Annotated in this window: 7 protein-coding genes; 6 read left to right on the top strand and 1 reads right to left on the bottom strand. The window is 69.5% G+C overall.

Features of this window, described 5'->3' with window-relative positions; genetic code table 11:
- Positions 1–34 precede the first annotated feature (34 nt).
- From HG543_RS12475 to HG543_RS12450, 6 genes are all read left to right on the top strand, one after another.
- Positions 35–502 carry a DUF6232 family protein gene (locus tag HG543_RS12475; protein ID WP_169344952.1) on the top strand — a complete coding sequence of 156 codons (468 nt, stop codon included), beginning with the start codon at positions 35–37 and terminating at the stop codon, positions 500–502.
- A gap of 146 nt (positions 503–648) precedes the next feature.
- Positions 649–1,248 carry a TetR/AcrR family transcriptional regulator gene (locus HG543_RS12470; protein WP_169344951.1) on the top strand — a complete coding sequence of 200 codons (600 nt, stop codon included), beginning with the start codon at positions 649–651 and terminating at the stop codon, positions 1,246–1,248.
- Between the two features lie 134 nt (positions 1,249–1,382).
- Positions 1,383–2,495: an efflux RND transporter periplasmic adaptor subunit gene (locus HG543_RS12465; RefSeq protein ID WP_169344950.1), complete on the top strand. Its 1,113-nt coding sequence runs from the start codon at positions 1,383–1,385 to the stop codon at positions 2,493–2,495.
- 45 nt (positions 2,496–2,540) lie between these two features.
- Positions 2,541–5,669, top strand: coding sequence for an efflux RND transporter permease subunit (locus HG543_RS12460; RefSeq protein WP_169344949.1), 3,129 nt, complete (start codon positions 2,541–2,543; stop codon positions 5,667–5,669).
- Positions 5,670–5,915: 246 nt separating this feature from the next.
- Positions 5,916–7,217 carry a TolC family protein gene (locus HG543_RS12455; RefSeq protein ID WP_343073335.1) on the top strand — a complete coding sequence of 434 codons (1,302 nt, stop codon included), beginning with the start codon at positions 5,916–5,918 and terminating at the stop codon, positions 7,215–7,217.
- A 14-nt stretch (positions 7,218–7,231) separates the two neighbouring features.
- Positions 7,232–8,464 carry a POTRA domain-containing protein gene (locus tag HG543_RS12450; protein ID WP_246356966.1) on the top strand — a complete coding sequence of 411 codons (1,233 nt, stop codon included), beginning with the start codon at positions 7,232–7,234 and terminating at the stop codon, positions 8,462–8,464.
- 240 nt (positions 8,465–8,704) lie between these two features.
- Here the strand turns inward: HG543_RS12450 and HG543_RS54455 are convergent, their stop codons facing one another.
- A complete protein-coding gene (locus tag HG543_RS54455; protein ID WP_211193889.1) occupies positions 8,705–13,501 on the bottom strand; it encodes a hypothetical protein in 4,797 nt (1,598 codons plus the stop codon).
- Between the last annotated feature and the right edge of the window lie 165 nt (positions 13,502–13,666).

The raw sequence follows: 13,666 nt of genomic DNA, 5'->3' as shown, positions 1-13,666 counted from the left end.
TCCGGCGGGGAAGCGCGGGACACGAGGTGACGGCATGCCAGACGCTCTACATCCCCAGGACGAGGTGCTCTTCGACGGCGACGGCGTGCGGGTGACGAACCGGCGCGTGGTGGTGCACGGCCGCGCGTGGGGCCTGGAGCACGTTCGCGGCGTCACCGTGCTGCTCCAGCCGCTCGCGGACCGCCTGCTGCGCGCGCAGGCCGTGCTCGTCGGAGCGCTGCTCCTGGGCCATGCGCTCGTGCAAGGTCCGCTGGCGGCGTTCGTCCGCGAGGGCGGCCCTGGCGGCGTGGCACTCGGCGTGGCGGCGCTCCTGGGCTACGCGGCCCTGTCCTGGCGAATCCTGCACTCCGAACGCACCTACATCTGGCTGCACACCTGGTTCAGCTCACAGCTGGTGTACCGGGGACGTTCCTCGACCACGACCCGCGCGCTCGCCGAAGCGCTGCGCGTAGTCCTTCAGCAGCAACGAAGAACGGACGAGGCCCGGAGGGACGCGGCATGAGTGAGCTGGCGCCCGGCCCAGGCCATGGAGTGGCAGGTCCAGCAGGCAGGGGAGCGCCTGTCGGATTGTTCAGCAGACCGGGCAGGGGAGCCCGAGCCCATACGAAGGCTTGTGCCGACCGACTGACCCGTTTACTATTCTGGTCAATGAGTTCTGACCCACGCACCGCCATCCTTGAAGCCGCCGGCGAGGTCTTCGGCCGGTACGGCTTCAAGAAGGCCTCTGTTGAGGATATCGCCCGCCGGGCGGGCGTCGGCAAGGGCAGCATCTACCTGCACTTCGAGAGCAAGGAGGCGCTGTTCGATGCCTGCGCCCGGCTGGCGCATGCACGGAGCCTTTCCGAGCTCCAGGCGAACGTCCATCGCGCCACGACGCCCGAGGCCCAGGTCCGCGCCTACATCCGCTGCAAGCTGGAGCAGTTCTCCCGGCCTCCGGCCGGGGAGCGCATGGACCTGGTCACCCTCGTCGAGCTGGGCGCGCAGATTCCCCACCTCTTGCCCCAGATGCTGACGGATGAGGTGGCGGTCCTGACGCGCATCCTCGAAGAGGGGGTGACGCAGGGGGTCTTCAACGTGGCCTCCTCCCAGCAGGTGGCTCGCGGCTTCGTGGAGCTCCTCTCGAATCTCGCCGGCAGGCTGATGACGCAGGGGCTTGATGACCAGTTGCACCAGTCACTGGACGCCTACTTCGACGTCTTCATCCGCGGCCTCACATCCAATCCCAGCCCTCCGAGGCACAAGCGCTGAAACACCGCATGGGCTCCACCCCGCGCCCGGGAGGTGGGGCTTTCGCACGCCCGGGACTGACCAGAAAACCAATTCAGTCACTCAGTGCCGGTTTCCAAGAAAACGCCCGGCCCACACGAACGAGGAACGAAGCAATGAAGAAGTCCTTGATGGCAGCAGCGGTCGCGGTGGCGGTGGTGGCGGCGGGGTGCGGCGGCAACAAGCCCGTCACGCCTCCGCAGGCCGCCGCGCAGGTCGTCCAGAAGCCGGTGGGCGTGCGCGCCGTGACGCCGGCCGCGCAGCTCGAGTCGAGCGTGCTGCAGGCCACCGGCAGCGTGCGCGCCAGACAGGCGGCGACGCTGAGCGCGCAGGCCTCCGGTCCCCTCACGCGCGTCACCGTGGACGTGGGCGACAAGGTGAAGCGCGGCCAGGTGCTGGCGCAGATTGACGCCTCCAACGCGCGCATCGCCGCCGACCAGGCACGTGCCTCCAAGGCCGCGGCCGAGGCGGCGCTCGACGGCGCGACGACGGAGGTGGAGCGGGCGCGGACCCTGGCGCAGTCCGGCAGCCTTCCGCGCGCCTCGCTCGACAAGGCCGAGGTGGGCTACCGCCAGGCGAAGGCCCAGGTGGAGCAGGCCGCGGCGGCCCTCGCCAGCGCGCAGGAGGCGCTGCGCGACGCCAGCCTCACGGCTCCCTTCGACGGGGTCATCACCAGCAAGAGCAAGAACCAGGGTGACTACGTGTCACCGGGCACGGCCATCTTCGGCCTCGTCAACACGGACGCGCTGGAGGTGCGCGCGGCCGTGCCCGAGGCCTTCGTGGACCGCGTCAAGATGGGCACCCTCGTCAAGGGCACGCTCAACCCCTCCGGCGCTCCCTTCGAGGCGAAGGTGAGGAGCCTGGGCGCCACCATCGACGAGCAGACGCGCACCGTCGAGGTGCTCGCGGACGTGCTGCCAGCGAAGGACGAAGGCGCGCGGCTGCGCGCGGGCGCCCTCGTGGAGCTCGACTTCTCCGCCACGCTGGCCTCCGACGATGCGCAGGCGCAGGCGGGGCTCTTCCTGCCCGCGCAGGCCGTGAATGCCAAGGGCCAGCAGGGCTTCGTCTGGGTGGTGCGGGACGGCAAGGCGCAACGCCGTGACGTCAAGGTGGAGCGCGTGCTGCCCGGCTTCGTGCGCGTGGTGCAGGGGCTCGGCCCCGCGGAGCGCGTCGTGGCCGACGCGAGCCTGCCGCTCCAGGACGGCACCGCGGTCCAGGTCGTCCAGTAGCCCGGCCACTCTTTCCTCATCCTCTTTCAGCCGTACGCCATTCACATGCTCAAGACATTCATCAAACACTCCGTCTTCACCGTCATGCTGATGGCGGCGGTCGTCGTCTTCGGCCTCTACGCCTTCCCGCGCATCGGTGTGGACCAGTACCCCAACGTCGACATCCCGGTCGTCACCGTCACCACGCTGCTGCCGGGCGCGGACCCCGAGTCCATCGAGAAGAATGTCTCCAAGCCCCTGGAGGAGGGGCTCAACACGCTCAACGGCGTGGACGAACTCAACTCCATCAACCTGGAGAACGTCAGTCAGATTACGGTCAGCTTCAAGCTGGGCACCAACGTGGACGTGGCGGCCCAGGACGTCCGCGACCGCGTGCAGGCCACGCTGCGCCAATTGCCGGACGACATCGAGACGCCCGTCGTCGAGAAGTTCGACATCGGCGCGGCGCCCATCCTGACGCTGTCCCTCACCGGCTCGCTGCCCATCGAGGAGCTGACGCGGGTGGCCGAGGACGTGGTGAAGCCCTCGCTGCAGAGCCAGGCGGGCGTGGGCAGCATCGACATCGTGGGTGGCCGCAAGCGGGAAATCCAGCTCGTGGTGGACCCGCAGCGGCTGCGCGGCTACGGACTGGCCATTGGCGACGTCAGCCAGGCGCTCCAGGCGCAGAGCGTGGACCTGCCCGGCGGGCGCGCCACGCAGGGCGGCCGCGAGCGCATCGTCCGCCTGACGGCCGAGGCGCGCAGCGTGAGCGAGATTGGCGACATCATCGTCGCCAGCCCCAATGGCACCCCGGTGCGCGTGCGTGACGTGGCGGCGGTGGTGGACGGCCCGCAGGAGGCGCGCGGCCTCGCCCGCTCGGACACGGGCTCCGCCGTGGCCCTCGTGGTGCGCAAGCAGTCGGGCGCCAACACGGTGCAGGTCGCCGAGAGCGTCAAGGAGTCGCTCTCGGAGCTCAACGCCGAGCTGCCCCAGGGCGTGACGGTCGCCACCATCAGCGACAACTCCACGAGCATCCGCGCCTCCATCCACGCGGTGCAGGAGGACATGCTCATCGGCGGCGTCCTCTCCGTCGTCATCGTGCTGCTCTTCCTGCGCAACCTGCGCTCCACGCTGGTGTCCGCCGTCGCGCTGCCGGTGAGCGTCATCGGCACCTTCGCGGTGATGGCGATGCTGGGCTTCACCTTCAACATCATCACCATGCTGGCGCTGACGCTCTCCATCGGCCTGCTCATCGACGACGCCATCGTGGTCATCGAGAACATCGTCCGTCACCTGGAGGAGGGGAAGACGCCCATGCAGGCGGCGCTGGAGGGCACCCAGCAGATTGTCATCGCGGTGCTCGCGGTGACGCTCGCCATCGTCGCCGTGTTCATCCCCGTGGCCTTCATGGAAGGCATGGTGGGCCAGTTCTTCTACCAGTTCGGCGTCACGGTGGCCGTGGCGGTGCTCATCTCCTACGCGGTGTCGATGACGCTCACGCCCATGCTCTCCAGCCGCCTGCTGAAGGGGCATGGCCACGGCTCCACCAACCGCGTGAGCGCCGCCATCGAGCGCGCGCTCGTGGGCATGGAGAACGGCTACCGCCGCCTCCTTGGCAGCGTGCTGAATCGGCGCGGGCTGGTCATCGTCGCGGCCGTCGGCGTGCTGGTGCTGACGCTGGGCATGGCCCGCTTCCTCAAGTTCACCTTCGTCCCGCCCTCCGACACCGGCACGGTGCGCGTGACGCTCGAGCTGCCCGTGGGCTCCACCCTGGAGGGCACCGAGCGGGAGCTGGCCACCGTGGCCGCGCAGGTGCGCACGATGGAGGGCGTGAAGGAGACGTTCAGCACCGCGGGCGGTGGCACGCTGGAAGAGGTGCACAAGGGCGAGGTGCTGGTGAACCTCGTGCACCGCACGGAGCGCTCCTTCGACCAGGAGGCCTTCAAGGCGCGCCTGCGCGACGCGCTGCCCCAGCTGCCCAACGTGCTGCTCTCCGTGCAGGACGCCTCCGGCGTCGGCGGTGGCGGCCGCAACCAGCAGGTCCAGTACGTGCTGCGCGGCTCGGACTGGCCCCAGGTCACCGCCGCCAGCGAGAAGCTGCTCGCCGCGATGAAGACCAACCCCGGCCTCACCGACGTGGACTCGACGTACCGCGCCGGCAAGCCGCAGTACGACGTGCGCATCGACCGCGAGCGGGCCGCGAAGCTGGGCGTGCCGGCCGCGCAGGTGGGCACCGCCCTGCGTGCCTACCTCGGCCGCGACGAGTTCATGACGTACCGCGAGGGCGGCGAGACGTACGACATCAAGCTGCGCCTGCCCGAAGCCACGCTCGCTTCGCAGGAGGCGCTGGGCCAGCTCACCGTGCGCACCACGGGTGGACAGCTGGTGGAGCTGCGCAACGTGGCGAACATCATCCCCTCCGAGGGCCCGGTGCAGATCGACCGCCAGAACCAGAAGCGGCAGATCACCCTGCTGGCGAACCTCGCGCCCGGCTACACCCTGGGCGAGGCCATGGGCTTCGTCACGGCACAGGCCGAGAAGGAGCTGCCCCAGGGCGTGGTGGGGAACTTCGCCGGCAACGCCAAGGAGCTGAACAAGACGGCCGTGGCCTTCGCCACCGCGCTGGGGCTGGGCATCCTCCTGCTGTACATGATTCTGGCGGCGCAGTTCGGCAGCTACATCCACCCCTTCACCATCATGCTGTCGCTGCCCTTCGCGCTCATCGGCGCCATCGGCGCGCTGCTGCTGTCGGGCCACGCGCTGTCGATGATTGCCCTCATCGGCGTCATCATGCTGATGGGCCTGGTGGTGAAGAACGGCATCCTCCTCGTGGACTTCACCCAGCAGCTCCGCGACGCGGGCCGGAGCGCGCGCGACGCGCTGCTGCAGGCCGCCCCGGTGCGCCTGCGCCCCATCCTCATGACGACCATCGCCATGGTGGCCGGCATGATTCCGGTGGCGCTGGCCAAGGGGGATGGCGCCGAGACGCGCGTGCCCATGGCGCTCGTCATCATCGGCGGCCTCATCAGCTCCACGGTGCTGACGCTGGTGGTGGTGCCCGTCGTCTACTCGCTGCTGGATGGGCTCTCCGAGCGCTTCAAGCGGCGCAAGGGGGATGCGCACGACTCGGACGCGGAGGTCGCCGTGGCCTCCGGCGCGGCGAGCGGCCAGCTCCTCGAAGAGGGCTCCCACTGACGGCGGGGACGAGGGGCCGCGCCTCGTTCCCGCCCGCTTCACCCGCAACCCGACCCGCGAGGTCAACGCTCCGGTCCCCCCGAGGGACCGCGACGCACCTCGTGTGTCCCCACTGACACATCCACCTCGGTCTTCATCATGCTCATCCGTGCTCTTCTCTCCGGGGCCTTGCTGGCCCAGGCCCCCAGCGTCCCTGACGCTCCAGAACGTGCCCCCGCGGCCCAGACGGCTCCCGCCGACGCACCCGTGAAGGACTTCGCCTCCAGTACGCCGGCTCCCAGCGCGACCGCGCTCCCGCTGCTCTCCTTCGAGGAGGCCATTGCCCTCGCGGAGAAGCAGAGCCCCAACCTCGACGCCGCGCGCGCCCGGCTCCAGCAGTCCCGGGAGCTCGGCAACAAGGCCTGGTCCGGCTACCTCCCCACCATCACCGCGAGCGGCTCGTACATCCGCAACCCGAAGGAGCTGACGTTCGAGTTCCCCGGCGCTCCGCAGCCCATCACCCTGCAGCAGCAGAATCAGCTCTCCGGCCAGCTCTCCGCGCAGCAGGCGCTGATCGTCCCCAGGTTGTGGCCCGCCATCCACAATGCCTACGTGGGCGAGCGCGCGGCGGCGCTGACGGCGGAGAACACCCGCCGCGAGATTCTCTTCACGGTGGCCCAGGCCTATCTCGGCGCCGCCAGCCTGCGGGAGTCCCTGGCCGTGCAGGAACAGCTCCTCGAGGTCCGCCGCGGCTTCGAGAAGGATGCCCAGACGCGCTTCGAAGTGGGCGACGCGGAGCGGCTGGCCGTCCTGCGCGCGACGCTGGACCGCAAGCAGGCCGAGCAGGAGGTGGTGCGAAGCCGCAATGCCTACGCGACCGCGAAGAGCGCCCTCGCCGCGCTCCTCGCGCGGCCGGTGGACTTCGAGGTGGCGCCGCCCCAGGCGGCGGCGGTCGCGCTCCCGTCCGAGGAGGGAGACGTGGCCAGCGCGGAGAAGACGGCCATGGACCAGCGCCCGGACGCCGCGGCCGCGCGCCTCAACGTGGACCTCGCGCGCGGCGGCCGCCGGGAGATTCTCTTCGGCTACCTCCCCAACCTGTACGCCACCGGCAACGCCTCGGCGACGAACACCGCCGGGCTCACCGGACAGTCCACCATCTGGACGGTGGGGCTGGCCCTGTCGTGGACGCTGTTCGACGGCGGGCTGCGCGAGGCCAACCTGCGTGAGTCCTCCGGGAAGATCGCCGAGGCCCGCGCCAACCTGCGCGGCACCGAGGAGAAGATTCGCGACGAGGTGCGCAAGGCCCGCAACGAGCTGGAGAGCGCGGAGGCCAACCTCACGACGGCCGAGGAGCGGGTGAAGCTGGCGCTGGAGAGCGCGCGGCTGGCGAAGCAGAACTTCGACGCCGGGGCGACGACGTACCTCCAGGTGACGGATGTCAACGCACAGCTCGCGGGCGCCCAGCTGTCCGCCGTGGCCGAGGCGCTCAACGTGCAGCTGTCACGCCTGGCCCTCGCGAGGGCCATGGGCCTGTTCGACCCGACCGGCAACTCCCTGGCCCCGCGGTGAGGAGAGCATCCGTCATGAACACGCCGCTGAGCCGTGTCCTGCTGCTCGTCGCGGTGCTCCCGTCCGGGGCCCTGGCCCAGGAGCCACGGCCCCAGAAGCCCCCGGAGGCGGCTCCCGGCGGATTGACGCTCGAAGCCGCCGCGACCGAACCCGCCCCCGAGCCCGAACCCGAGGTGCTGACGGGGCGCATCGAGCGCATCGACATCCAGGGCAACACCCGCACCCGGGACTCCGTCATCCGCCAGGCGATGCGCCTGGGCCCGGGCGACATGCTCACCCGGGACGATGCCGCCGAGCTGAAGCGACGCCTGCTCAACCTGAAGCTCTTCAAGAGCGTGGACGTGCTGACCCGCCCCGAGGGCTCGGGCGTCGGGCTCCAGGTCACCGTGGAGGAGCGCTGGACGCTGCTGCCCATTCCCGTCTTCTCCTCCAGCGAAGGACGGTGGCAGGCGGGCGTCTTCGCCGCCGAGAGCAACCTGTTCGGTCTCAACAAGACGCTGGTGTTTGGCGGCCTGTGGGGCAACCGCGGCGGCACCGTGCTGTCGATGTACCGGGACACGAGCATCGGCGGCAGTCGCTGGACGGGCGTCGTCTCGTTCCTGTTCTCCAAGACGGACAGGGAGAGACGCATCAAGAACATCATCGTGGACGAGTACACCGACCGGCGCTTCGACATCTCGGGAGCGCTCGGCTACCAGGTGACGCCGGAGCTGAACCTCAGCGCGGGGCCGTTCTTCCTCATCAACAAGCCGCTTGCCGCGAACAAGGAGGGCGCCCAGACACCTCCCCCGCGGGGAGAGGTACACGGGGTGAGCCTCTCGGCGGAGTACCTGGGCCAGGACTTCCACTTCTATTTCAACGAGGGACTGGTGGCGCGGGCGAACTATCGCCAGGGACTGGACTTCCTGGGCTCGTCGCGGGAGTCGCGTCAGCTGTCGCTCTTCACGAGCTATACGCTGCCTGTCTTTGGCAATCATGCGCTGACACTGACCGCCATGCATGGGCAGGTTCGAGGAGACGCGTTCCTGGACGCGCAGTTGCTGGGCGCCCGCACGGGGAGCCGGGGGTTCGAGACCGCGACCTTGTGGGCGGAGACGGCGAGCTCGGCGACGCTGGAGTATCAGGTGCCGCTTTGGAGCCCCCGTTTGATGACCCTCACCGCGCATGCCTTCGTGGATGTCGGCCGGGTGGAGTGGAAGAACTCGGTGCTCCGGTATGCCTCCCCGGGCGTGGGAATCCGGGCCTAAGTGCGCGACGTGGCCATTCCGGCGCTGGGCGTCGAATTGGCGCGTGCTCCGGAGACGGGAGACCTCATGCCCGTCATCGCGGTGGGGTTCGGCCTCTGAGGGGAGGGCCCTGGGGACCTTTCCGGTCAGCAGCCCCCATGCCGCCGCGCGTGCGCTGGCGGCGGGACTCCAGCACACCGAGTGCACCATGGTGCGCTTCTGCCTGGCGACAGGGCCGTTCCTCCACCCGTGAGCGGCGGGCTACCAGTTCTTGTCCTTGAAGAACTGGTCGAGCAGCGCGAACCGGTTCGGCATCATGGCGCGCAGCTCCGCCTCGTGCGGCGTGCCACGAACCTGGTCGTAGAGCTTGACGGCCTCGCTGAAGTCTTCCTGGAAGTCGTCCCTGGCGTAGTGGGAAGGAACCATCAGGTCCTGCTTCATCGCCTGATTCCAGGACTCCCAGTCCTTGGCGGTCCGCCATGCCTTCTTTGAAACCGTGTGCGCCAGCTCGTGGACCAGGGTCCCATCAATCTGGTCCTGACTGCGCCGGTCCTCGACGGGGTGGATGGTGACACGCCCGTTGGCATCAGCCGCCATGAAGGTCCGGAAATCATCCCGCCCAGTCTCCTTCGCCTTCTTCTTGTCCATGGGATGACGATTCTCGGTCGTTTCGACGGAGGTGATGGATTCACGCGCCCAGGCGGGCAATGCGGCAATCGCGTTGGCGACCTCCGAGATGTCAGGAAGGTGCAACCCCTCGGGCAGGTTCTTCGTTGGCCCCATCTTCACCTTGATCGCCTTTCCATCGACCATCACCACGTGTTCCGTCGGGAAGGTGGGGTCCGACTTCTCGGGTGTCCACGACACGTCCAGGCGACGCGAGTCATAGGTTCCCTCCACCGTGGGAACCTTCATGGGCATTCCAGGACGTACGGCCGTCCCCTCGTTCGCGAGGAACGACCGCAGGAAACGCGCCTGGTCGTCGGCGCCGTTGAACTCATCGGACTCGAGGTAGCCGCGGTCGACGTTATTGAACAACGCGTCGCGCATGGGCTGTGACAGCTGTGGATTCGTACCGCCCACGAGACGGAACAGGACCTCCTGCTCGCGCGGAGCCAGTCGTGAGAATCCCTCGCTGTCGAGCAGGGTCTGCAACCGCTGGCGATCCTCCGGGCGCTCCAGGTTGTGCCACGCCGTGTTCACGGCGTTCTGGACGGAACCGGGGAGGGGGCGTCCATTGGCGGTGGTGGGCGGAGTCCGGTCGTCGTGCTCGGCGACGTAGCCATTGCCCCTGGCCAGCGAGTCCACTTGCGCGGCGTGCGTGCGCAGCTGGTTCTCGACGCTGGCGATGCGCCGCTCCAGCTCCGCACGCTGTGCGTCCGTCCGTGGCGTGTTGGCGCCCGTCGCGCCCCGGATGTCCGAGTCGAGCTGCGCCTGGGTGGCCTGCAGGCTCTTGAGGATGTTGTTGAGCTTCTGGACCTCCAGCCGCGACTCGAAGCCCTGGGTGCCGTAGCCCGGCATGCCAGTGAGGGCCTGCTTCACCTTGTCGATGAGCTGGCGCACCTTGCCCACGGCGCCCTCGTAGCGCTGGAGCACGCGCGCCGTCTCCATATGCGCCTGGATGTCCTCCGGCGTCGCGTCCGGACCCGCCTCGATGCGAACCCGGCCGTCGTCGTAGCGCACGTGCGTGGTGCGCCCCGGGAGCTCGGGGTTGCGCACCACTGGCACGGGCGGGCGGCCCGTGTTGTCGGTGCCCTGCTCTGGCAGGGTGGGCCGCGTCGGCGCCGTTCCCGGCTGCTCCGTGCGCGGGCCCTGGGGCCGTGCCGTCGGGATGAGCTGCCCCGTGGCGGGATTCACCCGGAACTCGTTCGGGGGCAGCCGGTTGCTCGGCGGGCTCGCCGGCGGACGCGCGGCCTGCTCCTGCCCGGTCGTCGTCCCAGGCTGCCGCGCATCGCCAGTCGCGGGCCTGCCTCCAGGCCGCGAGGCCGGGGTCGTCCCACCCGTCGTTCCGGTGCTGCCTGTCGGCTTGTCGCTCCCGGACGTCCCATTGCTGCCCGACGGCTTGTTGCCGCCGGACGTCCCGTTGCTACCCGACGGCTTGCTCCCGGACGAGCCGCTGCTCCCGTCGTTGCCCTTGTTCTTCTTGCTGCCGCCCAGGTCGACGGTGGTGCCACCATTGCCGTTGGCACCCTCGGCCGTCACGTCGCGGTGGCGCCCGCTCAGCTCGAAGTCCACCACGCCCAGCTTCGCGCCGACGGCCAGCTCCCGGTCCTTGAACGAGCCCGTGGTGACCTCCGCCTTCACGTCCACGTCGTCGAAGGCGTTCGCGAACTTCCCTTCCAGCAGCTTCTTCGTGACGTCCTGCATCTCCTCGCCACTCAGCCCGCTGATCTCCGCCGAGAAGAACCGGCCCTGCGTGCCGGCGTCCACGGAGCCCTCCACGGAGATGGTCGTCTCCGCCGGTCCCGAGAACATCGCCGTGGTCGGACTGGCCATGAACGCCAGCATGTCCTTGGCGTCCACCTTGCTCGCGTCCAGCGGAATCTTGGTCTCCACGCTCACCGAGCCCGACACCTCTCCGCCGAGGTCGAGGCCCGCCTTGTCCTTGAAGCCCGCGGCGATGTTCGCCGCGCCGGAGCCTTCCAGCTCCATCGTGCGCACCAGGTGCGTCGGCTTGCCGTTCTCGAACTCCACCCGGTAGCTCATCGTCGCGCCGATGCTGGCCGACAGCTCCGCGCCGCTCGGTCCGAACTTGCCACCGAAGCCGGCCTCGGCCTCTGCGCCGACGTTCACCTCCATCGCCGACAGGTGGCTGAGCAGGAACTTGTGGTCCTCGCCACCCGACGCGAGCGCCGCGGGGCCCTTGCCCAGGATGACGGCCGCCTTCGCCGCCTCCTCCGGGGTGTCGAACGTCATCTCCATGCGGCCACCGGCCGACCCGGACGCCGAGCCCAGCAGGCCCACGCCCACGTCGGCCGTCACCTCGGCGGAGAGCTGGTACTTGCCGTCCGCCGTCTTCTCGATTTCGACCTCGCCCTCGATGCCGGCCTTCAGGCCGACCTTCACGTCCAGGTTGCCGCTCAGCGTCAGCGTGTCACCCGCGCTGTCGAGCTTCTTGATTTCGTCCGCGAGCTTGCCTTCCAGCGGCGCGGTGAGCTGGTCGATGGCCGCGTCCACCGGCTTGAGCACCACGTCCTTGGCGAAGCTCAGCGCGTCGCCGGCGAGGTCTCCGGCCGTGTCCGCCAGCTCCGACAGCCCGTCGAGCGCGAAGTCCTTGAGGTCCTCGTGCCAGGGAAGCTGCCGCTCCTTGTCGAGCCGCTTCGGCTCCTGGCCCTTCACCGGCTTGCCGTTGCCGTCCACCTGGAAGCCGACGTGGTCGTACTTCCAGCGGTTCTTGCTCGCTTCCTGGAGACTCTTCACCTCCATGGGCTGGTGCTTCAGCTGGAGCTGGCCCTGGGCGTCCACGGTGCCGGAGGCCTGGGACACCGTCTGGGTCCGGCTGGCGTGGCCCCCCTGGAAGGTGGAGCCATCCGGGTCATACGACGTGGCCGTGGTGCGGCTGGTGACGGTGCCCGGCGTCTTCGACGACACGGCGGGCAGCGAGTCGGTGGACACCGCGTCCTTCGGCCCGCGCGTCACCTCCTGCTGGCTGCGCACCACCTGCACGCCGTTGCCATTCTTGTCCTTGGGCGCGGCCTTGAGCTCCACCGAGTCCGTCTTCTGCGTGGAGACGGCGGGCTCGCCCTGGGCGTTGTAGCGCGTCTCCTCGGTGATGGTGAGGCTCGAGCCCCCCTGCTTGAGGGACGTGGCGGGGTTGTTGGCCTTGTGGTGGTCGGCGCCCTTGGAGGCGTTCTGGAGCGCATTGCCCTGGGCGGCCTCGAAGTCGCTGACGGCCTTGGCGTCATAGCCCGGCGTGTGCACCTCCGTCGTCTGGACCTTCTTCGTCGGGATGCCCTGCGCGTTGTACTGCGTCTCGGACCTCACCGTCGCCGGGCCCTGCGGCGTGCCGGGCCGCCGCGCCAGCTCGGGCGGGGGCCGCTCCATGCGCACCTCCTCCGTGCGCGACTTCAGCAGGGGAGGGGACTTCGTGGCGTCGTAGGAGGTGGTGGTGGAGGAGGTGGTGGCGCCCGTATCCGTGCGCTGCTCCGTGGAGCTCTTCTGGGACTGGAGGCTGGTGGGCCGGCCCTGGGCGTCCACCGTCTTCGTCCACGTCGAGTCGACGGTGCCGCCCGCCTTCGTCTTCTCCTGGGACTTCACCGAGGAGGTGTAGCTGCCGTCCGGCTTGACGGTGACGGTGTTGCCGCTCTTCGGGTCCGACAGCACCGTGTCGCCCGTCTTCGCGTCCTTCTTCACCTGGTACTTCGCGCCGGAGGACGGGTCGGTATACGTCTGCCCGTCGGGCAGCTTGCGGGCCGCCTGGAGGTCCCCGGCGTCGAGCGCGTCGAGCGCCCCGGGCGGCGTGTCGCCCTCCACGGGCTTCACCTTGGGTGGCGCCGTGGTGCCCAGCAGCTTCTCCAGCTCCGCCTGGCGGCTGGTGCCGTCGAAGGCGGAGACGAGCTCGTTCTTCTTCGGCTTGACGCTGTCGATGTCCTTCTGCGTGAAGGGCGGCGTCTTCTTCTCCTGGGTGGCGAGCGTGTTCGCCTTGCCCATGGCCTCCTCGGCCTTCTTCGCCGTCAGGGCCACCTTCTCCTCGGCTGCCTGGAGCGCCTTGTTGGCGGAGGCCAGCGTGTCCTTCGCCTTCGTGTGGGCCGCCTCCGCCGCGTCCGCCGCGGCCTTCGTCCGCTTCGCGCCCTCGGGCGTCTGGCCCGGTGCCTTCGCGGCCTTCTGCGCATCCGCGGCGGCCTTCTGCGCGGCGGCCTGCTGCTGGCGCGCGGCCTCGGCGGCCCTCCGCGCGGCCTCGGCGGCCCGGCGTGCCTCTTCCGCCGCCCGGCGCGCCTCCTCCGCTGCCCGACGCGCGGCCTCGGCCCGTTGACGCGCTTCCTCCGCGCGCCTCGCGGCCTCCGCTGCGTTGATGCTCGAAGCGCCAGAACCACCACCGGCGGGTGCGACACCGCCCATAGGAGTGCCCCCTTCCAAAAAACAGGTCTCTCTCGACTAGAGAGAGGAGGGGCAGAACCGTCCCAGGAATTTGCTCCTTTTCCCGAGAAGGTTGCGAATGACGGCACCGAGAGGCATCCGCTAACGGCCTCCCTTTGCAATCAACTTGCAAGGATATGGCGCTAT

It is taken from the genome of Pyxidicoccus fallax, from assembly GCF_012933655.1.
GTDB classification, from domain to species: domain Bacteria; phylum Myxococcota; class Myxococcia; order Myxococcales; family Myxococcaceae; genus Myxococcus; species Myxococcus fallax.
This window is presented reverse-complemented; position numbering and strand designations above follow the sequence as displayed.

Coding starts and splice junctions, on each gene's coding strand:
- HG543_RS12465 (WP_169344950.1), top strand. CDS start 1,383: ATGAAGAAGTCCTTGATGGCAGCAGCGGTCGCGGTGGCGGTGGTGGCG.
- HG543_RS12475 (WP_169344952.1), top strand. CDS start 35: ATGCCAGACGCTCTACATCCCCAGGACGAGGTGCTCTTCGACGGCGAC.
- HG543_RS54455 (WP_211193889.1), bottom strand. CDS start 13,501: ATGGGCGGTGTCGCACCCGCCGGTGGTGGTTCTGGCGCTTCGAGCATC.
- HG543_RS12460 (WP_169344949.1), top strand. CDS start 2,541: ATGCTCAAGACATTCATCAAACACTCCGTCTTCACCGTCATGCTGATG.
- HG543_RS12470 (WP_169344951.1), top strand. CDS start 649: ATGAGTTCTGACCCACGCACCGCCATCCTTGAAGCCGCCGGCGAGGTC.
- HG543_RS12450 (WP_246356966.1), top strand. CDS start 7,232: ATGAACACGCCGCTGAGCCGTGTCCTGCTGCTCGTCGCGGTGCTCCCG.